This window comes from Cyclobacterium sp. 10D3-21 (assembly GCF_055809755.1).
Genome location: NZ_CM147924.1, coordinates 5,587,614 through 5,611,705, shown reverse-complemented (window position 1 = coordinate 5,611,705; position 24,092 = coordinate 5,587,614). Strand labels below are relative to the sequence as shown.

The window sequence follows — 24,092 nt, the reverse complement described above, 5'->3', positions numbered from 1 at the left end:
TTGAATCATGGCCCAACCAGAAATTTCCGTTGTCATTACCATTTTTAATGAAGAAGGTAATATTGAACCTTTGCTTGAAGCAGTGTACAGTGCCTTGTCGGCAATAGATTATGAGCTGCTATTGGTGGACGACGGTTCAACCGATCGCTCGGTGGAAAAAATGAAGCTTTTAGCAAATGAAAGAACCCGGGTTTTGGTGTTTAATAAAAATTACGGTCAAACAACAGCATTGGCAGGAGGGATCGACCATTCCAATGGAAAGTATATTGTGACCATGGATGGTGACCTTCAAAATGACCCCAGTGATATCCCCATGCTTCTGGAAATGGTAAGAAATGAGGATTGGGATGTGGTGGCTGGACGAAGGGCCAATAGACAAGATGGCTTTGTCCTTCGGAAATTACCCAGTAAAATGGCCAATTGGCTGATTAGAACTACTACCAAGGTGTATATGTCAGATTATGGTTGTAGTTTGAGGATATATAAAGCACATATCGCCCAGAATATGGGGTTGTATGGAGAACTACATCGGTTTATTCCTGTTTTAGCAATGCAGGAAGGTGCTAGGATGACAGAGGTAGATGTAAAACATCATCCAAGGATACATGGAGAGTCCAAATATGGTCTAAGCAGGACTTTTAAAGTGATTGCTGACCTGATTTTAATGCTCTTCTTTCAGAAGTATTTTCAGCGACCCATTCATATTTTTGGAACTTTGGGGCTCTTCGCCTTTTCAGGAGGGATCCTAATCAATATTTACCTGCTTATTCTGAAAATCATGGGAGAGGATATTTGGGGCCGTCCCATACTTTTAGTAGGGTTTATATTGCTACTTGGAGGGGTACAGCTAATCACTACTGGAATTGTGGCCGAAATAATCGTAAGAACTTATTACGAATCGCAGGATAAAAAGACTTATACAGTGAAAGCAATTGTTCAAGGTGGTAAAAAAGAGGCTTAAACTTTTTCTGAAAATTCTTCTTACTGGAGCAGCACTGTACCTGGTTTTTAATAAAATAGATACCAAAACCACCTGGGAAGTGATTCAAACGGCCAATCCCGGTTGGCTTTTTCTGGCATGGGTGTTCTTCGTGATCTCTAAATTTTTTAGTGCCATAAGGTTAAATATATATTTTAAGGATATAGGCTTACATCTTCCTGAAATAAAAAATTTAAAATTGTATGCAATAGGAATGTTTTACAATTTATTTCTTCCCGGTGGAATAGGGGGAGATGGCTATAAAGTTTACTTGCTCAATAAAATTCATAAAATCCCTATCAAACAATTGCTCAGCGCCGTATTGCTTGATAGGGGCAATGGACTGGCTGTTTTGCTTTGGCTGATGTTTTGCCTGATGCTGGTATTGAACCTGCCATGGGACTTCCCAGTGTCTATGTTTTGGTTAGGTATCTTAGGAATAGCGACCATTCCCCTCGGCTTTTACCTGGTGATGCTGCTATTTTTCAAGCAATTTATGGGTACCATCCCTTCAAGTACAGGCTTCTCTTTTCTAAACCAAGGTCTTCAATTGTTTAGTGCCTATTTTATTTTGGTGAGCTTAGGCGTTCAACAGCAGGTTATTCCCTATCTTTTTGTATTTCTCGTGTCTAGCACCGTCTCGGTGTTGCCGCTGACGATTGGTGGAGTAGGGGCTAGAGAATTGGTTTTTGTCCTTGCCCATGAGTACGTTGGTATTGATCAGAACGTGGCTGTAGCCTTTAGCCTTTTGTTTTTCCTAATTTCAATGCTTACCTCTCTTTCTGGTATTTTTGTCAAATACAAAGAGTAAACTCTTGCCTATATAAAATTCTATCCCTCAAATTCTTCCTCCATTCCTGGTAATCGTACGCAAGATATTCGCTACAATTGCTGTCTTAATTTGCTTTGAAAATTCTTGCTTTACACGATGGGGCAATGATTTTTTTAACCTTTGCTTAGAGAGAATTGGCCAAACCGATCTTGTTATTCTTGCCTGATAATTTCCTGTTCTTTGCTTACTTATAATTCAATAAGGAAATTTCAAGAAATAAAATTATAGATTTAAGTATATAAGGATACGAATATTTAAAATTTATATTTGGGTATATTTCCTGATCGGCCAAATAACTAAAACATGGAGAAATTAAGAATGGGTTTAGCACATTCAGAAGTGAAACGAATCTTTCTGAAGCAATTACTTTTTTCATTACTATTTACACTTATGCTTAGCTCACCAGCCTTGGCTCAAATAAAAGCGGGAGTGGCCAAAGTGGACATTACTGACAAAGAGTCAGGAAAGGTAAACGATCCTCTTTTTGTCAAAGCCATGGTCTTGGATGATGGAACCACTAAGATGGTTATTATTACCCTTGATGTTGTGGCCTTGGAAGGGATAGGCCCCATTAGCGAAGGATACATGGAGACCGTCCGTACGAAAATCCAAAATGAACTGGGCATCCCTCCCTCCAATGTGCTGATCAATGCCAGCCATTGCCATGGAATCGTTCGAAAGGATGTGGACCAACTGACAATAGATGCTGTCCTTGCTGCAAGTAAAAATATGGCAAAGGTTAAAATTGGGACAGGAACTGGCTTTGAAAATAGGGTCATGGAAAATAGGAGGGTGTATTTGAAAAATGGGGATCAGGCAGACATGCGAAGGGCCTATCCATTTCCTCCAGATGAAGAGATTGCCAAAATTGGGCCCATTGATCCCGAAATTGGAATTCTAAGGTTGGATAAATTTAATGGCGAAAACTTAGCGGTGATCTATAATTTCGCTGTTCACCCCATTCAAGGCGTGCCTAACGGGGGCAATACAGCGGACATGATTGGTTTTGCATCTAAGGTAATAGAGGATCAGATGGAGGGAACCATGGCGTTTTTCTTGCAAGGATGTGGAGGAGACATCAACCCTGTCTCCTATAAAGGGGTAGAGACGCCTCCGAATGCAGAACCATTGGGAAACATGCTAGGTCTCAGTGTACTTAATGCCCTAAAAGGCATCACCAGTAAAAAAGTTGATAAAATCCATCTCATCAATGAAACCATGGAGCTCCCCATGGCTGATTTCCAAAGTCGTATCAAGGCGTTGGAGGAAAAACAAATGAAATTGGTCAACGCTCTTCGTGGCACCAATGTCAATTTGAAAACTTATTTAGGCTTGTTAAATGAACACAATTATTCAGTGTCTAACCCTTCAGCCTATGCTTACAGGTACATGCATGAAGAGATGATAGAGGCCTGTGGATTGCGTACTTGGGATGAGGTCAATAAAAATGACATGGCAAATTATCAAAATAATATTTACACCATGGAGGAACTAGTGCGCGTAAATACCAACCTGGCATTGGTAAAAATGCACAATGAATTGGCCCAGGGAGAACCTATGATCTCAGTTGAGATTTTAGCAGTGAACATTGGTGATTTTTATCTGGTTACCTTTCCCGGAGAATTGACTGTTGAAATAGGCTTAAATATAAAGGAGCGATCCAAATACGCTTCCACATTTGTTGCGGGTTATACCAATGGGTACATCTATTATGCGCCAACCGCTGAACAGCTTCGAAACAAAGGAGCTGCGCAAGAAGACAGCGATACGTTTCTGGCACCTGAATGGCAAGCCCTTTTCGAAAAGAAAGTAGAGGAAATGTTACAGCAATTTAATTAAAACCTGACTATTGGAAGTACTTCTGTCTTTCTAAGGTGTTTTACCATGTTCATTTTTTCCAGCCTTTAAACCGTATTCGAGGCATGTGAAATGTAACGTTTGGTGGTTAACTTGAGAGATTTTGTCAACATTGTTGCATAAAAAATGGCAACAATACCGCCAAAATCATTTAATGTGCATTCACTGAACCACGGGCTACACCCGTGACTGTGTTATTGCGCCCTTTCTGGGCTTGTTAAATAGAAACAATGACTTCAATTCTACTATGATTACCTTTTAATAAGTTAGATGGAGTTATTCAATAGGGATTCCTGACTTTTCTTAGCCTGTCCAGATTTTTCTTCAGGGGAAATGATTTAATCACGTAAGAGAAGGTCTAATGCATGTTTCGGATTTTAATAACCCAGTTCTAAAAGCAAAAAAGCCTGACCCAAAATAGGGGCAGGCTTTTCAAAGTTTTGGTTTCTGTTAGGATTAACCTATAGAAACTCTTTTGAAACTTGTTACGGTCAATCCTTTGCTTACGCTGTCAAGGTATTGAGCGATTGTTTTACTTGTGTCTTTTACAAATGCCTGGCTAAGCAAAGTGTTCTCTTTGTAGAACTTGTTTAGTTTCCCCAAGGCGATTTTTTCCAACATAGCTTCAGGCTTTCCGTCTTGTCTTGCCTGATCTTTTCCAACTTCTATTTCTCTTTCTACCACAGATGAATCAACGCCATCTTTGTCTAGTGCTACAGGATTCATAGCGGCAATTTGCATGGCCACATCTTTTCCGGCATCAGAAGCATCGGCACCAGCAGTGTTAAGTGCTACCAATACGCCTAATTTACCATTAGAATGTATATAAGGCTCTACAATTTCGCCTGTTACTTTTTCGAAGTGAGACACTTCAATTTTTTCACCGATTTTACCGGTCATTTCAGTGATTTTTTCACCGATTGTAATGCCTTCAAATGGCAGTGCCATAACAGCATCGATGCTGTCAGCATTTGCTTTTACGGCTTCAGTAAGTATTGCGTTTGCAAATGTGGAAAATTCCTCATTTTTGGCAACAAAGTCAGTTTCACAGGTAAGTGACATCAAAATACCAGTTTTTCCGTCTTCACTTAGGCTAGTAACGACTACACCTTCTTTTGTTTCACGGTCTGCTCTGGAAGCTGAAACTTTTTGTCCTTTTTTCCTTAGGATATCAATAGCTTTTTCAAAATCTCCTTCAGCTTCGGTAAGGGCTTTTTTACAATCCATCATACCGGCTCCGGTTTTTTGTCTCAATTTATTTACCTCTTGTGCAGTAATAGCCATTGGTTTATATTTTTTTGTTTAATTAAATATAGGTGATGACAATAAAACAAAAATTGAACAGCAGGCTATTGCCAGTGTCCAATTTTTGTAAATAAAATGTCAAAGTGGATTATTCTTTTGTTTCAGCGTCTGCTGCTTTTTTTGCTTCTTCCTCTTCAGAAAGTTTAGCATCGTCCTTGTCTTTCTTACGTTCAGACAAACCTTCTTCAATAGCAGCACCGAAAGCTTTTACTAATAGTGAAATGGATTTAAAAGCATCATCATTTGCAGGTATTGGGAAATCCACCAAATTAGGGTTGGAGTTCGTATCTACCAATGCAAATACAGGAATACCAAGCTTTTTAGCTTCTGCCAGAGCAATGTGCTCACGTTTAATATCTACAATAAAGAGTGCTGCAGGAAGTCGCGTTAGGTCAGAAATACCGCCCAATACATTTTCCAGTTTTTCTCTTTGACGGCTGATCATCAGCCTTTCTTTTTTCGCTAGGTTGGTGTAAGCGTCGTCTTTTGACATTTTGTCTATAGTCGACATCTTCTTCAAAGATTTACGGATGGTAGCAAAATTTGTCATCATACCACCAAGCCATCTTTCAGTAATGAATGGCATCTTAAGCCTTCTGGCTTCTTCTGCTACCAAATCTTTGGCTTGTTTCTTTGTCGCTACAAACATAACTTTTTTGCCTGAGCGTACGATCTGCTTGATTGCGTTGGATGCTTCATCAAGGCAAACGAGCGTTTTGTTTAGATCTATAATATGGATCCCATTCTTCTCCATGAAGATATAGGGTGCCATTTTAGGATCCCACTTTCTTGTTAAGTGTCCGAAGTGAACACCAGCATCCAGTAAGTCTTTATATTCGATATTGGCCATTTATAAATATGTTGTTTTATAGTATTTAGGAAATAATATTCCCAATTATCTTTTAGAGAACTGGAATCTTCTCCTTGCTTTTCTACGTCCAGGTTTTTTACGTTCTACCATTCTAGAATCACGTGTCAAGAATCCTTCTTTCTTCAACGGACCTCTATGGTCTTCATTGATTTCACAAAGAGCTCTTGATATCGCCATTCTAATGGCTTCTGCCTGACCACTTATTCCACCACCATCAACATTAATATTAATGTCAAAGGCACCGTCTTCGTTGACCAATACCAAAGGTTGCTTCACCACAATCTGGTGTAGCTCAAAAGGGAAATACTTATCAAGTGCCCTTTTGTTTACCACGATAGTACCGTTTCCGGGTTTAACGTAAATCCTGGCTACGGATTCTTTTCTTCTTCCAATTTTGTTAATTACTTCCATTGACGGGTAGCATTAAAGTTTTACTTCTTTAGGTTTCTGTGCGCTGTGTGGATGTTCTGATCCAGCATATACGTACAGGTTTGTGTACATTTTTCTGCCAAGTCTGTTTTTTGGAAGCATTCCTTTTACTGCTTTCTCTACCAGAGTTCGAGGAGATTTTTCCAAAAGGATCTTAGGAGTAGCTACACGTTGCCCTCCGGGAAATCCCGTGTGACGAACATATACCTTCTCAGTCCACTTCCTTCCGGTAAGTCTAACTTTCTCGGCATTGATAACAATAACATTGTCTCCGCAATCTACGTGAGGGGTAAAGTTTGGCTTGTGCTTCCCTCTCAACATTTTTGCCACTTCACTTGAAAATCTACCTAGTATCTGGGATTGGGCATCCACTACTACCCACTCCTTGTCCACCGTGGCGTCATTCGCTGATATGGTCTTATAGCTTAAAGTATTCACTGTGTAAATGTTTAATAATTAGCTTGTTAAATACATTTCACCCTCAAAAAGGGACACAAAGATAGAAGTTAATTCCTTCAATTGCAATAGAAACCAAAGTTTACTGCCTTATTTTCACAAGAATAGCTGTTTACTTGTGGCCAATTGTAGCCTTTAATTCCCCCGTCTGGGAGTGAAACCCTTAAAAGCCCTTCCGAAAAATTTAGAATGACTATACGAATGTAGTCAATCCTATGGTTTCTAATAGCTTTCAAGTTAAAATAGCAGAATTGAAATAAAATTGAAGGGCTCTTCTCTTTATGATTTACTCGGTTGACATTAATAATTTATTTGACTACAGCTTCTTTTTTGACCTGATTTTCAACTTTCAAAATCTTTAATTTTCTTAGCCCGCCGGGTAGAACCCAATCTATAGAAGCACCTTCTTTGAAACCAATCAAGGCAACCGATAGCGGGGAGAATAGAGAGATCTTATTTTGGGCCAGGTCAGCATTTTTAGGGATAACCATCGTCATTTTAATGGTTTGAGCTGGTTTTCCTACCTCTACTTCGAAATAGGAGTTCAATTGAATTATACCCTTTGGTATTTTATTGTCGGGCACTTTTTTGGCCAACTCTAGTTCATTCATCAATTGCCCTACCTCCTTTGTTTTTTGAGCAGGTGTAAGATTGTTAATGATGTTCTTAATTGTATTGTAATCGGATTCTTTAACTATAGGTTTCATAGTTTTTTATATTTTATACTAGCATGAGACCCAATAGGAAATTACTCATATAGGACTCTTTGTTTTTGATAATAAATAGGAATAGTTGATTGCCTAAATAACTAAGGTAATTCCCCCTACCTTAAATCTAATAGGGTAGAGGGCAATTTGATAAAGGCTTTATTGTGAGTGAGTACAATCCAATTCGCCTTCACTACCACTTGAAGGGCATCGTTTGAACAGGCGATATGGTTGTATGGATGAATCATGAGATTATTTGTAATCAAGATATAAAAAAATATTGAAATTGTCTAATAAATTGTTTTTGTAAATATAATTAAATTTCCTCTAATGACCACACTCAGTTGATAATACGAATGTGAATGAGCTAAGGTTTTTTTAATTAAATTATTGTCTGAAAAACAAGCGTTTAATTTTAGAGTCATGTTTCTTGTATTGAATAATTTATATTCCCTGTAACACTGATCTCATTCTACATAATCCAATTTTGTAAATTCCCAGATTTATGAATTAATCCTATTTTCAAAGGTGAATATTCCTATGTATTGGTTTGTTAGTAGTAATACCATTTTTTATTAGAAAATTCGAGAACGTTTCCGTGATTATTTTCTTATAGTTCCTTTTATTTAAAATTTAGATTGGATATATAGTCTTTTGTTTAACCCTGATTATTAAATAGGCTTTTCTGGCCTTTCCCAGGAAGGGGGGTAATCATAAAAAAATCAGCCTATTTGGAGACTGAGATTAAGTGTTAAGACTGGATTATGCCTACCAATAATCTGAGATAACTTTTGGTATATCTTCGTTACAAAAAAAACTTACGTAGCTACGGCTACGGGCTTGTTTTGTGCCTTGATTTAATCCAATATATACTGCCACTTGATCTGTCATAAATTACGTGTTTGTAGCATGTGACGAGTTTGTTTCATTGCCCTTTTGACTTACTGTTTTGGAGGTGATTTTCTGACCAAAAAGCATCATTTGTTACAGAAAGTTTGAAGAGCGTTCAAAAATTTTTAATTAAAAATAACATTGCCTGTTTCAGGTTTAAATACGGAATAAATGAAAAACACCAGAAGGGTATTTTTAAAGTTATCAGGAATCCTTGGCCTAGGTTTAATGAATCGTGTCAAAACATTCGCCCATACTGAAAGTAGCTTAGGTTTGGGAAAGCTGAGTGCAAAAAACAATTTCCAGGTTTCTGGTTTAGAAGAAACAGGAAAGAGCATTATTGGTGATTATGGCAAATGGGCAAATAGTTTATTGGAAGGAAAATTGCCAAGTCATTCCTATAGAAGGGACAATTGGAAAGGTATTGAAGACTGGAGAAATAAAGCTTTAAAAGTCGCAAAAGAGAAAATAGCTGCCCCGGATCTTGGTGGAACACCGGAGGTTACCGTAGACAAGAAATACGTTTATGATGGGCTTTTAATAGAGGAAATAAGTTGGGTACTTCCAACAGGAGGTAGGTCCGAAGGAATTGTGCTGAAGCCTGCCAAGGCCAAGGGAAAGTTACCCGGTATCATTGCCTTTCATGACCATGGCGGCTGGAAATATTTTGGCAAAAGAAAAATCACGCGAACGAGTGATGAAAGGCATCCCATGATGGTGGATCACCAAAGGATGTATTATGAAGAGTTGGCTTGGGCCAATGAGGTTGCCAAAAGAGGCTATGTAGTCCTTGTTCCCGACGCTTTTACCTTTGCCAGCAGGAGGGTATTGCTTAAAGATGTTCCGGAAAACCTAAGGCAAGGATTGAATGATGACAATCCTGATTTGCCAGAGAATGCCAAAGCTTACAACAATTGGGCAAAAGGGCAGGAAGATACTATGGCCAAATCCCTGTTCAGTGCTGGGACAAGTTGGCCTGGGGTATTCCTTGCTGAGGACCAGAAAGCATTGGATATTTTATGTAATAGAGAGGATGTACAGACGGATAATATTGGCTGTGGTGGACTTTCAGGAGGAGGGATGCGAACAGTTTTTGCGGGAGGTCTTGATCCCCGGATAAAATGTGCTGTATGTGTAGGATTCATGACCACATGGAAAGATTTAGTCCTTCACAAATCTTTTACACATACATGGATGACATTTGCTCCTGGCTTGCCTCCTGCACTTGATTTCCCTGAAATTCTAGGTTTGAGGGTTCCTTTACCTACCATGGTGCTCAATTCCATAGAAGATGGATTGTACTCACTCGATGAAATGCATGAAGCAGATAAAATACTTTCAGCCGTTTTTGACAAAGCTGGAGCTACGGATAAATACAATTGCACTTTTTACCCTGGAGGACATCAATTCAATAAAAAAATGCAGGGAGATGCATTTGATTGGTTTGACAAGTGGCTGAAGTAGCAATGCTTTTATTATCTTAAGGTTTTTAAAAATAAATTAACAAATCAACCTACTTTATTTTCATTTATGAAAGACAACGTTTTCTTTAAGAAGATTATTTTTGCCATCAGCTTAATAGGCCCCGGGTTATTCCTGATAGGTTATAATATTGGAACAGGCAGTATTACCACTATGGCCAAGGTAGGTGCCGAATACGGTATGATGCTGACCTGGGCATTGGTGCTATCTTGCATATTTACTTATGTGTTGATGGTCGCTTACGGAAAAACGACGCTGGTTACCGGAAATACAGCATTGTTTAATATCAAACACAAGTTGAAATACGGTACCGCGCTGGCTATTTATATCATCATTGCCCTGGTTGTGGGTGAGATAATGGCTTTGATGGGGATTTTTGGAATCATTGCTGATCTAATTCAGGAAGGATCAAGGTTACTATTTGGAGGGGAAGGTTTTAGTACATTTTGGATCACCTCAGTATTGGTGGTGGCCTTGTATTTGCTTTTCTGGTTTGGTAATTACCTTATTTTTGAGAAGGTCCTGGTCTTTTTTGTGGCCTTGATGGTGATCTCATTTGTGGTGGTTTTCATTATGTTAAAACCTGATTTTTCAACCATTGTCTCAGGTATGGCTCCTTCCATTCCCAATGAACCAGGGGTATTGCGGCTCATTGCAGCCATAGCAGGTACTACTTGTTCCGCAGCCGTATTTATTATCAGGAGTACGGTAGTAGCCGAAAAGGGATGGGGGATAAAAGACCTCAAAAACGAAAAAAAGGATTCTATGGTGTCTGCAACAATGATGTTTGCGCTTAGTGTGATCATTATGGCTGTAGCTGCCGGAACCTTGCATGTTATGGGGCTGAAGCTGGAAAATACCGTAGAAATGATCAAATTATTTGAACCAATTGGTGGTGAATTAGCGGCCTTTATTTTGATTCTTGGCATTGTTGGTGCGGGTATATCAACGGTTTTCCCCATTATATTGATTGCACCATGGTTAATAAGTGATTTTACAGGGAAGCCTAGAAACATCAAATCTCCCATGTACAGGTGGTTGGCATTTATTGGTATTTTGTTTGGTTTTGGCATGCAGTTTCTGGACGCCAGACCGCCAATGATCATGGTTTTTTCCCAAGCATTTCAGGCTTTCATTCTCCCAGCAGTAGCTATTCCTGTTTTTCTATTGATCAATAATAAGACAGTGATGAAAACGCATGTCGCTGGCTTGAAAGAAAACATTGGATTGGTAGCGGTTATTCTATTTAGTTTGCTGACCGCCTATTTTGCTGTAGCTGAATTTATTTAAAACTCACATTGACCAGTCCATTTATAGGATTGCCTTTGGTAAAGTTTTTACTCAAAATTAAAGTTTTCTATTTCCTTTTTACCCTTATTTTAATTAAATAGAGGGTAAGCCCAAGGCAATAAGATGTATTCTAAATGATTTATAAAAATGAAAAATAACAGAAGAGGTTTTTTAAAAAAGGCAAGTTTACTAGGTCTTGGGGCATCCGGGATGAGTTATGTTCAGGGTTGTGGGCCAAAGAAGCAAGAAATTATTGAAACACCTCTTTCTAAAGAATGGACCTCTGATCCGGAATGGTTAAAAGTGAAATATGGCGCATGGAGTGGGCCAGGAGTACCTGTAGGGCCAGGTCCAATGGATGGGGTTTTGGTCAAGGATTATGCCCCTAAATCCACCATAATCGCTGAAGAAACATTTATTCCCAAAGCCAAATTCTCTGTCATTGATGCACATGTGCATCATTATACAGAAATAGAAGCAGGTGGAAATCCTAAACAGGCGATAAAAGATTGGGTGAAGACAATGGATGAAGTAGGGGTAGAAAAATCAGTTGTGCTTACTGTGGCTACTGGAAAGGAATTTGACAAGATGGTTGATTATTATTTGACCGATTACGCAGATAGGTTTCAGCTTTTTTGTGGGATTGAGGTCGAAGGTATTGACAAGCCTGATTATCCTGAAAGAGCAGTAAAAGAATTGGAAAGATGTTATAACTTAGGGGCCAGGGGAGTTGGAGAAGTGACAGACAAAGGTTTTGGCATTTCCCGAGACCAATCCCTGACGCCCGATGAAAGAATGCACATTGATGACGATAGATTGGATCCTTTCTGGTCCAAGTGTGGAGAGTTGAATATTCCTGTTAATGTCCATCAGTCCGATCACCCTTCTGCATGGACTCCACCTGATGTATACCAGGAAAGGACACCTATATTTCAGCAGTTCAATAAATATGACACAGACGGCCTGACTTACGATCAGCTGGTGACTTATTTACCTAAATTACTGGTGAAGCATCCTGGAACAACCTTTATCGCATGTCACATGGCCAATTTAGGCAATGACTTAAAGCGACTAGGAGCGATGCTAGATGATTTCGATAATCTTTATCTGGATATCTCCGCTCGAGATTATGAAATAGGAAGGCAACCAAGAGCATCAGCAAAATTTCTAACCAAATACAGTGACAGGATATTGTTTGGAACAGACATGGGATTGGATAAACAGATGTACCAAGCCTGGTGGCGCTTGTTAGAAAGTGGGGACGAACACATGCCCGGTAGAGTTTGGTGGAGGTACTATGGGCTAGAGCTTCCAGACGATGTGTTGGAAAAACTGTACAGAACCAATGCTGAGAAGGTGCTTAACTGGACGTGAATACCATAATTGTTTTGGGTAATTCAGTCTTACCTAAAATAGCCTTAATATGAAGGAAAAAAGCTGCGATAACCAAATTATTTATAATCTGGTTATCGCAGCTTTTTTTTATGGATGAATAGGTGTTGTTTAACTCGAAATATGCAATAGACAATCTATTACGTGCTGAAATCGCTTCAAAATACCCAATCGTTGCTGTTTTCAATTCTACCTGACGGTAGACAGATTCACCATAGCGGTGCTATTCTAAAATCTCCAAACAGTCTGATTTTTTTGCGATTGCAACACTCATCATGAATCCTATTACATAATCCGGGTTTAATCGAGATTCAAAGTGATTTGATCCGTTTTTTGTAAGTCTATTTGAGACTTAGAAGAACATTCATTAAAACGAATCCAAAGGAAATGAAAAATGTATCTGGCCTAAGTTTAGCGGAGCGTAACTTAGGCCCAAAATGCCGAAAGTTTTCAACTTTCTTTAAACAGACCAAAGGTGACTTCGATTCCGCTGGTTTCGACAGGCTCAGCCACTGGTGTCATAATACAATTACTTGTTACAAATATTTAACTCAGCCGCATTGATTTGAAAGAATTGAATTATTTCATTTTGCTTATTGGTTAATACGGACCAATAAAAATTCTTGTCTGTAAAAATCGATTTTCTTATCTGCAGTTGTTTGGCAAATATGGCAACCCCTGTTTTTAGATTGACCTCTGGGATCAGAATGTTTTGTTTTTCCGGGTCGAGTGGAACACCCTTGTAGCGTGTTTCATCTCCATAACTGAGTTGCAATAAGCCTTCGCTATACACATTCAGTGGCGGTGGTTCCTGATAGCGGGTATTCGAGTTGAAATTTGATTCATACTTGATCATTGATGCAATAAGCAAAGTCCACAAGGCGATTTTTTCATTCTCTGAAGCATTGTAGTAGGAGGGGCAAAGCCTTACTAAATCCTGCTTGTAAATCGAGTCATTGCCTATAAAGATACCTTTGTAGCGAACAATTTCATTAGAAATGAATTTGTTCCATTCATATTTCCATGGATAGCTTCCTGTTGTGTTTTCCACTTTCGAAAACACAATCGTATCGATTGCTGGGTTGAGATATGCTGGAACAGTTATTGAAATAGCTGGTTCTTTACGATTTTCAATATTTCTGCTGGTAAAGTTGAAAAAAGCAGCTACAAATAGGCTCAAAGTAATGATGGTAACCAGTTGCTTCATGTTGAAAAATTTCAATTCAAATGGGAAAAGCTCTTGAACCACTATTTAAGCAATTATTACCAAAACTCCGAGAATAAATATCAGCGATATTCCCATCTGGTTCTGGACTGGTCTTCATCTGGTCTAAGTTTAGCAAAGCGTAACTTAGACCCAAAATGCCGAAAGTTTTCAACTTTTGTGAAATAGGAATTAAGTTCAAGTTGCCTCAATCTCTTAATTAGATGGAAAGCTCCTCGAGTTGACTGAGACTCCGTTGGCTTCGACAGGCTCAGCCACCAATATAGCATAACCCAATTTCACAAACTAAGGCTAGGAGACTACATAGAAAATGTCCTTATCCTTTTTTATCTCTCAGTTAGAAACCCGTCTTTTAAACGAAATCATTTACCCAATGCTTGTTGATTTGCGTAACAAGCACTTGCTTTTCAGGCATTCCAATTTTACACATTAGTTGTATTTCTTTTTTGATAAGAGGATCATTTGGATTTTCGATAACGTTATCGCTATTAAATTTAACTATTTCAATTTATGTAGTTGGTTTATTGGTTAAATTGAACTTAAAGTTTATGTAAAATAAGGTTTAACTCAATCCTACCGCTCTATGAAAAAAGCTACTAGATATTTAATCATCCTCTTAGTTCTGCTGGGAGGGATGAATTTCGGAAATGCCTTTGCCCAAGGGGCCAGGGTCTTAAACGGTACGGTGTCCGGTCAAAATGGCCAGTCTATCCCGGGTGCCACCATTCTGGTGAAGGGTACTACAAATGGTACTGTCACGGACACGGATGGAAAATATAGCCTCAGTGTAGGCACAGGTGCGCAGGTGTTAATAGTTTCCTTTGTGGGGATGTTGACCAGCGAAGTAACCATTGGAAACAGAAGTCAGATAAACATTACTTTGGAAGAAGAAACGGCAGACCTGGATGAGTTTGTTGTCATTGGGTATGGCACCCAAAAGAAAGCCACACTCACAGGCTCTGTTACAAGTGTGGAAAGTGAGCAGGTAATCAGTAACCCTTCGGTAAATTTAACCAACTCCTTGTCCGGGCTTTTGCCTGGGCTGGTTGCTTTAAACCGTTCTGGAGAACCAGGTGCTGACAATTCTTCGATATTGATTCGAGGAAGCAATACCACAGGAGACAACAGTCCCTTTGTAGTAGTAGATGGGGTTCAAAACCCTCCCGGTTGGCAAAGAATCAATCCGAATGACATAGAGTCTATCTCTGTTTTAAAGGATGCTTCGGCAGCTATATATGGTGCCAGAGCGGCAAATGGTGTTATCCTCATTACCACCAAAAGAGGTAAAGCGGGTAAACCCACTTTGAGTTACACCTTTAACCAAGGAATAAGCCAACCCACACGACTTCCTGAATTGGCGGGGTCTCCACTTTTTGCAGGTTATGTCAACGAGATGATGGTTAAAGATGGGCAGGACCCCAGGTATTCAGATGCGGAGATTGAATTGTTCCGAAATGGTACCGATCCCAATTATCCCAATACCAATTGGTACGATGAGGTCCTTAAGGATTACTCGCTTCAAAGCATGCACAATTTAAGCTTAAGAGGCGGTTCAGAATCGGTACGTTATTCAATGTCAGGTTCTTATTCCCACCAAAACAGTATATTTAAAGAAGGTGTTCATGATTTCAAAGGCTATACGATCAGGTCAAACATTGATGCGGATGTAAACGAGTACATCACCGTAAACCTTGATTTAAACTTAGGCTTGGATGATCGCTCCCAACCAGGAACAGAAAATCCATGGGGCTGGTTAAACGCCATTCCAATGATGCCTGTTTATTATCAAAATGGTTACCCATCGGCTGGTATTGAACAAGGCTTAAACCCAGCTGTTATGACCACTTCAGCCTCCGGAGATCACAATACCAAAACCAAAAGAGCCATTTCTAAAGTAGGATTCAACATCAAGGCTCCTTGGGTAGAAGGCTTGGGCATGGATGGTTATTTTGTCTATAGCAATGAAGACATAATGGACAAAAATTGGAGAACTCCATGGACCGTTTATAACTATGACAAGGTCAATGATAGCTACATTCCTCTTCGAGGTGGAAGAATCACTGCGCCAGAATTAACACAGTCTACGAATAGTGCTAGTAGTACTTTTGTGAATTTAAGATTGAAGTACGAAAGGCAATTAGGAGACCATTATATCAACACCTTTATTGGTGCTGAACAAACCAAAGGGGGGAACGGTTATTATGAGGCTTTTAGGAGAAATTATCTTTCGCCTACCTTATCAGAACTATTTGCAGGAGACCCTGCTACCCAGCAAAATGATGGCGTATCTTCAGAATCCTCCAGACAGAGTATCTTAGGTAGGGTTAGTTATAACTACCTGGAAAAATACATTATCGATTTTAATGCCAGGTACGACGGCTCTTACGTATTCCCAGCAGGAAAGCGATTTGGTTTTTTCCCGGGTGTATCTGCCGCCTGGGTATTGTCTGAGGAATTCTTAAAAGATAGGTCTGGCATCAATGATTTGAAATTACGTGCCTCAGTGGGTAAAATGGGGAATGATAGAATTAGTCCTTTCCAATTTATGCCTGCTTATAGTCTAGGTTTGAATGGGTATCATTTTGGATTACCTACCAACTCTCAATTAGGAGTGGTTCCAGGTGTTACGCCAAATCCAAATGTAACCTGGGAAGTAGCCACTACTTACAATATTGGATTGGATGGTATGTTTTGGAATGGAGGGCTTAGCTTTACTTTAGAAGCTTTTAAACAAAGGCGTACCAATATTTTGACAAAGAGAGACCTAGAGGTTCCTTTTTATACTGGCTTACAATTACCTGATGAGAACATAGGCATCGTTGAAAACAAAGGTCTTGAGTTGGCTTTGAGTCATCGTGGCAAGGCTTCTTCTCCTGGAGGGTTTACCTATACTGTAGGTGGAAATATTGCTTTTAACAAGAACAAAATAATTGATATTTCCGAAGCGCAAGATGTACCTGACTACCAAAAAGCGGAAGGAAGCATATTGGGCGCAGACCTCTATTATGAGGCATTGGGTATTTTCAGAACGCAGGAAGATGTGGACTCCAATCCAGTTTACCCAGGAACACTGGTAGGACACCTCCAGTACAGAGATGTAAATGAAGATGGAATTATCAGTTCTCAGGACATGGTAAGAATGGGTAAATCCAATATTCCGCAAATCACTTTTGGTATTAACGGAACTTTAAATTATGGACGGTTTTCTTTGTTTGCCAATTTTGCTGGTCAGGGTGGAGCCTGGCAATATTATCACCAAAATGCGAGAATAGCTGTGAATGGTTTGGCTGAATTGATTGAAAACAGGTATACCGCTGGCAGCATGGATTCAAAATACCCTATTCTACCGGATTTAGAAACCAGAACGCAACCGAGTGGTCTCCAGAGTACATTCTGGTTACAAAATGCAAGTTTTTTAAGGTTCAAAACGCTTCAGGTAGGCTACAATCTTCCGGAGACAATCCTTAAGAAACTAGGAGTGTCTACAGCGAGGGTTTATCTAAATGGCAATAACCTTTTGACCATTTCAGAAATCAAATGGTTTGATCCTGAAGGAGACAATGAAAGAGGTTCATTCTACCCTCAAAGTCGAATTTTTAATTTGGGCGTTGACTTGTCCTTTTAATTAATTGGTGAAAATTTAATATTCCATATTATGAAAACGATCTATAAATACTTGTATATAAATAAAATAGTAGGAATTTTTTCCCTGCTATTGGTTGTGGTTTCACTGAATACAGCATGCGATGACGAGGTTTTGAATGTGACACCAGCAGACAGGTTTACTGACGAAGCGGTGTGGGCAGATCAATCCCTGATTGAGGCATTTATTGGAAATGCTTACCGTACCATTCCAAGTGGATTGCGCTATAGTTTGTATGGACTTTCTGTTGTTACGGATGAAATCAATGCAAGAAGTAATTCCTGGGCCTGGAGTGTGTGGGAAGGAAACCTCACTCCCGATGACCTGCGAGAAGTGGATTACTGGACTGGATCCAATGACCGAAATATAAATTATTGGCAGCCAATCAATCGTGCCAATATATTCTTCGAGAACATTGATAGGGAGCGAGCGGTGCCGATAGATGAAGCAACCAAAAACAGGATGATAGGTGAAATGAAGGCCATCAGAGCCTATAGTTATTTTAAATTGGCAAGCTTATTTGGTGGGGTTCCTTTGTTTACCAAAACCTTTACCTTAGAGGATGATTTTAAAGTAGAGCGAAATACTTACCAGGAAGTGATGGATTTTGTGTTTGCAGAATTAGACGAAGCCATCAATTTACTTCCTCCAACTTATGACAATGCCAACCAGGGAAGGGTTACCAAAGGAGCCGCAATGGCAATCAAATCGCGTGCAGCATTGTACTATGCCAGTGAGTTGAATAATCCAACAATGGATCCTACCAAATGGCAAGAAGCTTCCGATGCAGCCAAAGCAATTATTGACATGGGGCAATATTCCCTCTTTGACGATTATAGAACCATGTTTTTGGAAGAAAACATTTACAATCCTGAAATGATTTGGCAACGTCCTTACAACCAATTTGTCAGTAGTGAAAGGGTGTATGTTGAGCTAAGCCTTTATCCAAATGGTTACAACGGTTTTGGACAAGTACACCCACTTCATAATTTGGTAGATGATTTTGAAACCGTTAATGGGCTTCAACCTGAAGATGATCCTGAGTACAACCCAGGTGATCCATATGCCAATAGGGATCCAAGGTTCTATGCCACTATCCTACATGATGGAGCGCCTTTTCAAGGAAGAGAAGTAGAAACCTTTTTTCCAGGAGGTCTGGATTCAAATGAAGGCCCTGTTTCGGCATGGAATGCTACACAAACAGGCTATTATCAGTTGAAATTTGCGAACGAAAGGATTGTTAATCCTAGTGGCAATAATATGTCTCAAACACCATGGGCATTTGCCAGGTATGCGGAAATCTTGTTGAATTATGCAGAAGCCAATTATTTTCTGGGTAATGAAGACATCACCAGAGAGTACCTGAATAGGGTAAGGAAAAGGCCTAGCGTCGACATGCCTGATATTACAGAAAGTGGAGAAGCACTTTTTGAAAGAATTGTAAATGAGAGACGCATTGAGTTGGTCTTTGAAGAACATCGCTGGTTTGATATTCGCCGTTGGAAAATACTTCCAGAGGTGGCTGACAAAGACCGCACGCGAATGATCATCAGAAAACAAGCCGATGGGACAAAAGAGTATGAAGTTGCATTTTGGAAAACAGGGAATTTCAATCCTGCCAATTATTTACTTCCTATTCCCCAGTCAGAAATCAACAAGAATAGTTTGCTTGAACAAAATCCTGGCTATAATGTAGCCCCCTAAACGTGTTAATTTTAAAAAAAAATGATGTACGTGTTTATTTTTAGGGTACGTACATCATTTTTTCATATATTGAGTTTTAAATATTTCGTCGTATGAAAAATAATCGTAGAGATTTTCTAAAGTTATCCGGGATTTCAGGTTTAGGAATGGCTGGCTCAACCTTATTTCCAGGGGCATCTTTTGGTGCTGATGAGACTTTGGGTTACGAAAAAATAAAAATGCTGGCGGATAAAAAGCACAAACAGGTTTTTAATATGTCTGGATATGCTGCGCCAAAAATCGATACGGTAAGAGTAGGAGTTGTAGGATTAGGAAGCAGGGGATCGGCTGCTGTACGCAGGTTAAGCAAAATTGAGGGGGTAGACATAAAGGCCCTATGTGATTTAAGACCTGAAAAAGCCCTGCAAGCCAGAGAAAAACTAGCCAAAACCTCCCATAATCCTGAATTGTATTCTGGAGATGCTCAAATGTGGAAAAAACTGGTAGAGCGAAAGGATCTTGATTTAATTTACGTCACCACTCCATGGGAGCTTCACACGCCAATAGCTCTTCATGCGATGGAAAGTGATAAACATGCAGCAGTGGAAGTTCCAGCGGCAATTTCCATGGAGGAATGCTGGGCGTTGGTAGAGACCTCAGAGAGAACAAAAAAGCATTGTATGATGCTTGAAAACACCTGTTATGATTTCTTCGAATTGATGACGCTGAATATGGTGCGTCAAGGATTTTTTGGTGACATTATTCATTGTGAAGGGGCTTATATTCATGATTTTATTCCTAGCATTTTCAGCAAAGAAAAATGGAATATGTGGCGTTTTCGTCACAACGCCAGCAGAAATGGAAACCTATACCCCACACATGGATTGGGGCCTATTTGCCAAGCCATGAATGTCAATAGAGGAGATCAAATTGATTTTCTTGTTTCAGTTTCAAGTAAGGATTTTGTCCTGGGGGACATGACTGAAAAACTGGCCAAAGAAGATGATGTTTACAAAGAATTTGTGGGAAAACCATTCAGGGGGAACATGAATGTGACCACAATGAAAACTAAGAATGGAAGCACCATTATGCTTCAGCATGATGTCTCTTCACCCAGGGTTTATTCAAGGATCCACCTTGTAAGTGGCACCAAAGGGGTTGCGATGAAATACCCCTTGCCGGGTCGTATTGCCACGAGTCATGAAGGCTGGCTTCCTGAAGAAGAGATGAAAGCCCTGGAGCAAAAATACCAACCAGAAATTGTAAAGAGAATTGGCGAATTGGCCAAACAAGTAGGTGGGCATGGCGGGATGGATTTCTTGATGGATTGGCGATTAATTGACTGCTTAAGAAATGGCTTGCCATTGGAGCAGGACGTATATGATGCGGCCCTTTGGAGCTCCGTATTCCCATTAAGTGAATGGTCCGTTGCAAATAGATCAAGTGCCATTGATGTACCTGATTTCACAGGAGGGTCATGGCAAGACAATGCCCCCGTGGACATTAATTTAACACATGGTGGAAACACAGGTATTAATTTATAATTTAAAAACACAGCAGATGACATGTAATTTGAACAGGCAATGAAAAATTTTCTACTAGTAATTCTTTTTATTGTAGTACAGTTTTTAAGCCCTAATCCCGCAATAGCTAAAGAAGGAAGGATTTTAAATACCAATCCTCAGGATAGTTTGCCCTCCGTTTTAGCTACTGGGGGAGCTGATATTTTAGGGGGCAGAATGAAGCAACAGGCCCAAATAAAATATGCGACACACCTTTTACCAGAAAACTTGCAGGATTGGGAAAAGAGAAAAACTGAAATAACCCGAGACGTAATTCTCAATAGCGGTATTAAAGTGGATCATGATCTTGCCTTGGATATGAAGGTAACGGGTACTGTCCAAATGGATGGTTATTCAATTAAAAACATTTATTTTCAAACACAACCTGGTGTTTATGCAACGGCAAACCTATTTATCCCTGAGGGGGATGGGCCTTTTCCCGCAGTAGTCAACATGCATGGGCATTGGAGTGAAGGCAAAGCAGCAGAAATCATCCAATCAGTTGGGCATAGCCTGGCGAAAAATGGGTATGTATGCCTGAGTATGGATGCTTTTGGTTCTGGAGAACGATCAACCAAACACATGGATTTTGAATACCATGGGTCTAATTTGGGGGCTTCACTGATGAATGTGGGTGAAACCCTTCTGGGTGTTCAGGTAATAGACAATATGCGAGCAGTTGATTTATTGAGCACCTTACCTTATGTGGATGCAGCAAACATTGGCGCTACAGGAGCGAGCGGTGGAGGCAATCAGACCATGTGGTTTTCAGCCGTGGACGATAGGGTAAAAGCAGCCATGCCTGTAGTGAGTGTCGGTACTTTTGAATCCGCAGTGATGGGCTCCAATTGTGTGTGTGAATTGATGCCTAATGGGCTCTCTTTTACTGAAACTTCTGGGATATTAGCACTCTATGCTCCCCGAGCTTTGAAGATGTGCAACCACAATAAGGACAGCAATGCTACTTTTTTTCCGGCTGAAATGTTGAGAAGTTACCACAATGCCAAACCGATTTTCCAACAATACGGAGTAGAAGAAAACATCGATTTCGAGTTATTTGACCTTGTTCATGGCTACTGGCCAGAAGATAGGGAAGCCATGTTGGGTTGGTTTGATCTTCACTTGAAAGGAATTGGAGATGGCAGTTCCCGAGAGGAAATCCCTTTTGAAGTGCTTCCTGTCGAAAAGCTTATGGTATTTCCAAAGGGCCAGCGTGATCCGAAAGTTATTGGCGTTGCTGAATATTGCCGGAGGAAAGGGCAGGAGCTGAGAGAAGAGTATTTGAGTCAGACATCCTTTGACAATCAAAAAGCGATTGAAGATTTAGAAGAGCTTCTTGAAATCAAAAGTTTTCCTGAGATTAATCAAGTGAACACCTTTTCGCCCGTAGATGATTGGGAAAGAGTAGCCTTAGAGACATCTGAAAACCTGCTAACTCCGCTTCTCATCAGAAAACCTACCAATGCAGCTTTAGGGTATGTCCTTCTCGCAACAGCAAATGGGAAACATGATATTCCTCAAGCTCGAATTGATGATTTAATAAATAAGGGACATGGAGTGGTTATAGTAGAGTTAAGTGGCACTGGAGAAGCTGCTTCTTCGGAGGATCAATTGGTTGCTTATCTAACCCCTTTTCATACTTTGGCCAGAGCAAGGTTATGGCTCGGAGAAACCATGCTTGGTCAGTGGGTTGGTGAATTGGACATGGTGGCTGGCTTTATTAAAGAAAATTATGCACCAAAAGTTTTGGCTTTTGACGGAGACAAAGAGGCTGGTTTAGCGGGGTTGTATTTAGCAGCACTTGATGAGGATGCCTTTAGTTCGCTCACTTTAAGAAATGCTCCGGTAAGTTATCTTTTTGATAATCGCGAAGGGGTTGATTATTTTAGTTTGGCCATTTATCTTCCAAAATTCCTTCAATGGGGAGATGTATCTCTGGCTGCGGGATTGTCTGGCAGAGAAATCACTTTTGATAATCCGGTAACCATGTCTGGGGAATCCATTTTGCCCGCCAAAGAAAAAGAATTGCAACGTGAATTTGCTAGCATTAGGTCTTATCTGAAAGGAAAAGGAAGCGTTAAATTTCAATTTTAATACCCACCAAAAAATATAGAAGCTTAATAAAATTAAATTATGGGAACGATAAACAGGAGAAAATTTATCCAAAATACAGGGCTGCTAGCAGCAACTGGCCTTTTGGCACCTTCAATTAGTTATGGTTTTAAGCGGCAAAAAAGCCGTGTGGTGTTGGTAGGAACTGGCGGCAGAGGTATAGGTATGTGGGGTGCACCCGTTCAGGAAGAATACAATGATATTTTGGAATTCGTAGGGCTATGTGATGTTAATCCAGGAAGGGTGGCCTATGCCAAAGAGAAAATGAAAGTCAATTGTCCCGTTTACACGGATTTTGACAAGATGATGAAGGAAACGAAACCCGATACCTTGATTGTGACTACCACAGATGCAACGCATCATGAGTACATTATCAAAGGTTTAGAAGCTGGTTTGAGAGTAATCTCCGAAAAGCCAATGACAACTGATGAGTTCAAATGTCAGGAAATCTTTGATGCCGAAAAAAGGACGGGAAATAAGGTCATCGTTACATTTAACATGCGCTACTCGGCTTATGTGCAACAAATTTGGGAATTGCTGAGGAACAATGAAATAGGTGATATCAAATCAGTAGACCTGAACTGGTACTTGGATACCAGTCATGGAGCAAGTTATTTCAGACGTTGGCATGGTGAAAAAGAGCATGGAGGTACCTTACTTGTCCATAAAGCCACCCATCATTTTGATGCCTTGAATTATTGGATGGATTCTGAGCCTGAGGAAGTATTCGCCTACGGTTCATTGGATTATTACGGACAGAAAAACAGTAAAATACATAGCACGAATTGCAGGCCTTGTCCCCATAAGTCCAATTGTAATTTTTATTGGGACATCACTGAAAGTCAAAGTGCAATGGACCTTTATGTAGCCAATGAAAAATACGATGGCTACCTACGTGACGGATGTATTTACCGTAAAGAAGTGGATATTTATGATACTATGGCTGTGCAGTACAAGTATGCGAATGGTGTGAAAGTAAGTTATTCTTTGACTGCTAGCTCACCTTACGAAGGATACAGATTGGCCATTAATGGTACTAAAGGTAGATTGGATGCATGGATAAAATCCTCGATGCCTACAGGTGTGCCTCCTTATCAGGAAATTACGATTAGGAATCTTTTTGGTAACGTGAAAAACATTAAAGTGATACCAGAGTCTGGAGGACACGGTGGATCAGATCCAAGGTTAAAAGACAAGATATTCAGGTACCCTGATACCCCAGATCTTTACAAACAATCAGCAGGTTCAAGAGATGGGGCCATGTCAGCTTTGATAGGAATTGCTGCACGTAACAGTATTGAAACCGGGAAAATAGTCAAAATTTCAGACCTTACTTCTCTTGTTCCAGTGGCAAAAAAGGCTTGATTTAGAACAAT

17 protein-coding genes are annotated in these 24,092 nt (G+C 39.9%); 11 read left to right on the top strand and 6 right to left on the bottom strand.

Going from position 1 to position 24,092, the window contains the following annotated elements; all coding sequences use genetic code 11:
• Positions 1-7 precede the first annotated feature (7 nt).
• The 3 genes from AC0L7T_RS21645 (at position 8) to AC0L7T_RS21635 (ending at position 3,650) form a co-directional block, all read left to right on the top strand.
• Positions 8-961, top strand: a complete 954-nt coding sequence (locus AC0L7T_RS21645; RefSeq protein ID WP_473338359.1) for a glycosyltransferase family 2 protein — start codon at positions 8-10, stop codon at positions 959-961.
• Positions 942-1,790 (top strand): lysylphosphatidylglycerol synthase transmembrane domain-containing protein, encoded by an 849-nt coding sequence (locus AC0L7T_RS21640; protein WP_473343393.1) that lies wholly within the window; start codon positions 942-944, stop codon positions 1,788-1,790. The genes AC0L7T_RS21645 and AC0L7T_RS21640 overlap by 20 nt, the downstream gene beginning before the upstream one ends.
• A 324-nt stretch (positions 1,791-2,114) precedes the next feature.
• The gene (locus tag AC0L7T_RS21635) at positions 2,115-3,650 is read left to right on the top strand and encodes a hypothetical protein (protein ID WP_473338357.1); all 1,536 of its coding nucleotides are present in this window, start codon (positions 2,115-2,117) and stop codon (positions 3,648-3,650) included.
• 474 nt (positions 3,651-4,124) lie between these two features.
• Here the strand turns inward: AC0L7T_RS21635 and tsf are convergent, their stop codons facing one another.
• From tsf to AC0L7T_RS21610, 5 genes are all read right to left on the bottom strand, one after another.
• On the bottom strand, positions 4,125-4,952 hold the full coding sequence (gene tsf, locus AC0L7T_RS21630) for a translation elongation factor Ts (RefSeq protein ID WP_473338356.1): 828 nt from the start codon (positions 4,950-4,952) through the stop codon (positions 4,125-4,127).
• A gap of 109 nt (positions 4,953-5,061) precedes the next feature.
• Entirely contained in the window at positions 5,062-5,823 is a 762-nt protein-coding gene (gene rpsB, locus AC0L7T_RS21625; RefSeq protein WP_473338355.1) for a 30S ribosomal protein S2, read from the bottom strand.
• A 45-nt stretch (positions 5,824-5,868) separates the two neighbouring features.
• A complete protein-coding gene (rpsI, locus tag AC0L7T_RS21620; protein WP_473338353.1) occupies positions 5,869-6,255 on the bottom strand; it encodes a 30S ribosomal protein S9 in 387 nt (128 codons plus the stop codon).
• A 12-nt stretch (positions 6,256-6,267) separates the two neighbouring features.
• A complete protein-coding gene (gene rplM / locus AC0L7T_RS21615; RefSeq protein ID WP_020892974.1) occupies positions 6,268-6,711 on the bottom strand; it encodes a 50S ribosomal protein L13 in 444 nt (147 codons plus the stop codon).
• 326 nt (positions 6,712-7,037) lie between these two features.
• Positions 7,038-7,436 (bottom strand): GreA/GreB family elongation factor, encoded by a 399-nt coding sequence (locus AC0L7T_RS21610; protein WP_473338352.1) that lies wholly within the window; start codon positions 7,434-7,436, stop codon positions 7,038-7,040.
• A 1,062-nt stretch (positions 7,437-8,498) separates the two neighbouring features.
• On the opposite strand from AC0L7T_RS21610, the gene AC0L7T_RS21605 reads away from it, so the two are divergent.
• The 3 genes from AC0L7T_RS21605 (at position 8,499) to AC0L7T_RS21595 (ending at position 12,473) form a co-directional block, all read left to right on the top strand.
• Positions 8,499-9,791 (top strand): dienelactone hydrolase family protein, encoded by a 1,293-nt coding sequence (locus AC0L7T_RS21605; RefSeq protein WP_473338350.1) that lies wholly within the window; start codon positions 8,499-8,501, stop codon positions 9,789-9,791.
• A 66-nt stretch (positions 9,792-9,857) separates the two neighbouring features.
• Positions 9,858-11,099 carry an Nramp family divalent metal transporter gene (locus tag AC0L7T_RS21600; protein WP_473338349.1) on the top strand — a complete coding sequence of 414 codons (1,242 nt, stop codon included), beginning with the start codon at positions 9,858-9,860 and terminating at the stop codon, positions 11,097-11,099.
• Between the two features lie 147 nt (positions 11,100-11,246).
• Positions 11,247-12,473, top strand: coding sequence for an amidohydrolase family protein (locus AC0L7T_RS21595; protein ID WP_473338347.1), 1,227 nt, complete (start codon positions 11,247-11,249; stop codon positions 12,471-12,473).
• 547 nt (positions 12,474-13,020) lie between these two features.
• On the opposite strand, the gene AC0L7T_RS21590 is transcribed toward AC0L7T_RS21595, so the two are convergent.
• On the bottom strand, positions 13,021-13,698 hold the full coding sequence (locus AC0L7T_RS21590) for a hypothetical protein (protein WP_473338345.1): 678 nt from the start codon (positions 13,696-13,698) through the stop codon (positions 13,021-13,023).
• A 601-nt stretch (positions 13,699-14,299) separates the two neighbouring features.
• On the opposite strand from AC0L7T_RS21590, the gene AC0L7T_RS21585 reads away from it, so the two are divergent.
• The 5 genes from AC0L7T_RS21585 (at position 14,300) to AC0L7T_RS21565 (ending at position 24,081) form a co-directional block, all read left to right on the top strand.
• A complete protein-coding gene (locus tag AC0L7T_RS21585) occupies positions 14,300-17,341 on the top strand; it encodes a SusC/RagA family TonB-linked outer membrane protein (protein WP_473338343.1) in 3,042 nt (1,013 codons plus the stop codon).
• A 30-nt stretch (positions 17,342-17,371) separates the two neighbouring features.
• Positions 17,372-19,063 (top strand): RagB/SusD family nutrient uptake outer membrane protein, encoded by a 1,692-nt coding sequence (locus AC0L7T_RS21580; RefSeq protein WP_473338341.1) that lies wholly within the window; start codon positions 17,372-17,374, stop codon positions 19,061-19,063.
• Between the two features lie 92 nt (positions 19,064-19,155).
• Positions 19,156-20,586, top strand: coding sequence for a Gfo/Idh/MocA family oxidoreductase (locus AC0L7T_RS21575; protein ID WP_473338339.1), 1,431 nt, complete (start codon positions 19,156-19,158; stop codon positions 20,584-20,586).
• A 39-nt stretch (positions 20,587-20,625) separates the two neighbouring features.
• Positions 20,626-22,698 (top strand): alpha/beta hydrolase family protein, encoded by a 2,073-nt coding sequence (locus AC0L7T_RS21570; protein ID WP_473338337.1) that lies wholly within the window; start codon positions 20,626-20,628, stop codon positions 22,696-22,698.
• 39 nt (positions 22,699-22,737) lie between these two features.
• On the top strand, positions 22,738-24,081 hold the full coding sequence (locus AC0L7T_RS21565; RefSeq protein WP_473338335.1) for a Gfo/Idh/MocA family protein: 1,344 nt from the start codon (positions 22,738-22,740) through the stop codon (positions 24,079-24,081).
• Positions 24,082-24,092: the final 11 nt, after the last annotated feature.

Bases quoted from the DNA above. Each gene is read 5' to 3' on its own strand.
- AC0L7T_RS21645 (WP_473338359.1), top strand. From the start codon at position 8: ATGGCCCAACCAGAAATTTCCGTTGTCATTACCATTTTTAATGAAGAA.
- AC0L7T_RS21635 (WP_473338357.1), top strand. From the start codon at position 2,115: ATGGAGAAATTAAGAATGGGTTTAGCACATTCAGAAGTGAAACGAATC.
- tsf (WP_473338356.1), bottom strand. From the start codon at position 4,952: ATGGCTATTACTGCACAAGAGGTAAATAAATTGAGACAAAAAACCGGA.
- rpsB (WP_473338355.1), bottom strand. From the start codon at position 5,823: ATGGCCAATATCGAATATAAAGACTTACTGGATGCTGGTGTTCACTTC.
- rpsI (WP_473338353.1), bottom strand. From the start codon at position 6,255: ATGGAAGTAATTAACAAAATTGGAAGAAGAAAAGAATCCGTAGCCAGG.
- AC0L7T_RS21610 (WP_473338352.1), bottom strand. From the start codon at position 7,436: ATGAAACCTATAGTTAAAGAATCCGATTACAATACAATTAAGAACATC.
- AC0L7T_RS21605 (WP_473338350.1), top strand. From the start codon at position 8,499: ATGAAAAACACCAGAAGGGTATTTTTAAAGTTATCAGGAATCCTTGGC.
- AC0L7T_RS21600 (WP_473338349.1), top strand. From the start codon at position 9,858: ATGAAAGACAACGTTTTCTTTAAGAAGATTATTTTTGCCATCAGCTTA.
- AC0L7T_RS21595 (WP_473338347.1), top strand. From the start codon at position 11,247: ATGAAAAATAACAGAAGAGGTTTTTTAAAAAAGGCAAGTTTACTAGGT.
- AC0L7T_RS21590 (WP_473338345.1), bottom strand. From the start codon at position 13,698: ATGAAGCAACTGGTTACCATCATTACTTTGAGCCTATTTGTAGCTGCT.
- AC0L7T_RS21585 (WP_473338343.1), top strand. From the start codon at position 14,300: ATGAAAAAAGCTACTAGATATTTAATCATCCTCTTAGTTCTGCTGGGA.
- AC0L7T_RS21580 (WP_473338341.1), top strand. From the start codon at position 17,372: ATGAAAACGATCTATAAATACTTGTATATAAATAAAATAGTAGGAATT.
- AC0L7T_RS21575 (WP_473338339.1), top strand. From the start codon at position 19,156: ATGAAAAATAATCGTAGAGATTTTCTAAAGTTATCCGGGATTTCAGGT.
- AC0L7T_RS21570 (WP_473338337.1), top strand. From the start codon at position 20,626: ATGAAAAATTTTCTACTAGTAATTCTTTTTATTGTAGTACAGTTTTTA.
- AC0L7T_RS21565 (WP_473338335.1), top strand. From the start codon at position 22,738: ATGGGAACGATAAACAGGAGAAAATTTATCCAAAATACAGGGCTGCTA.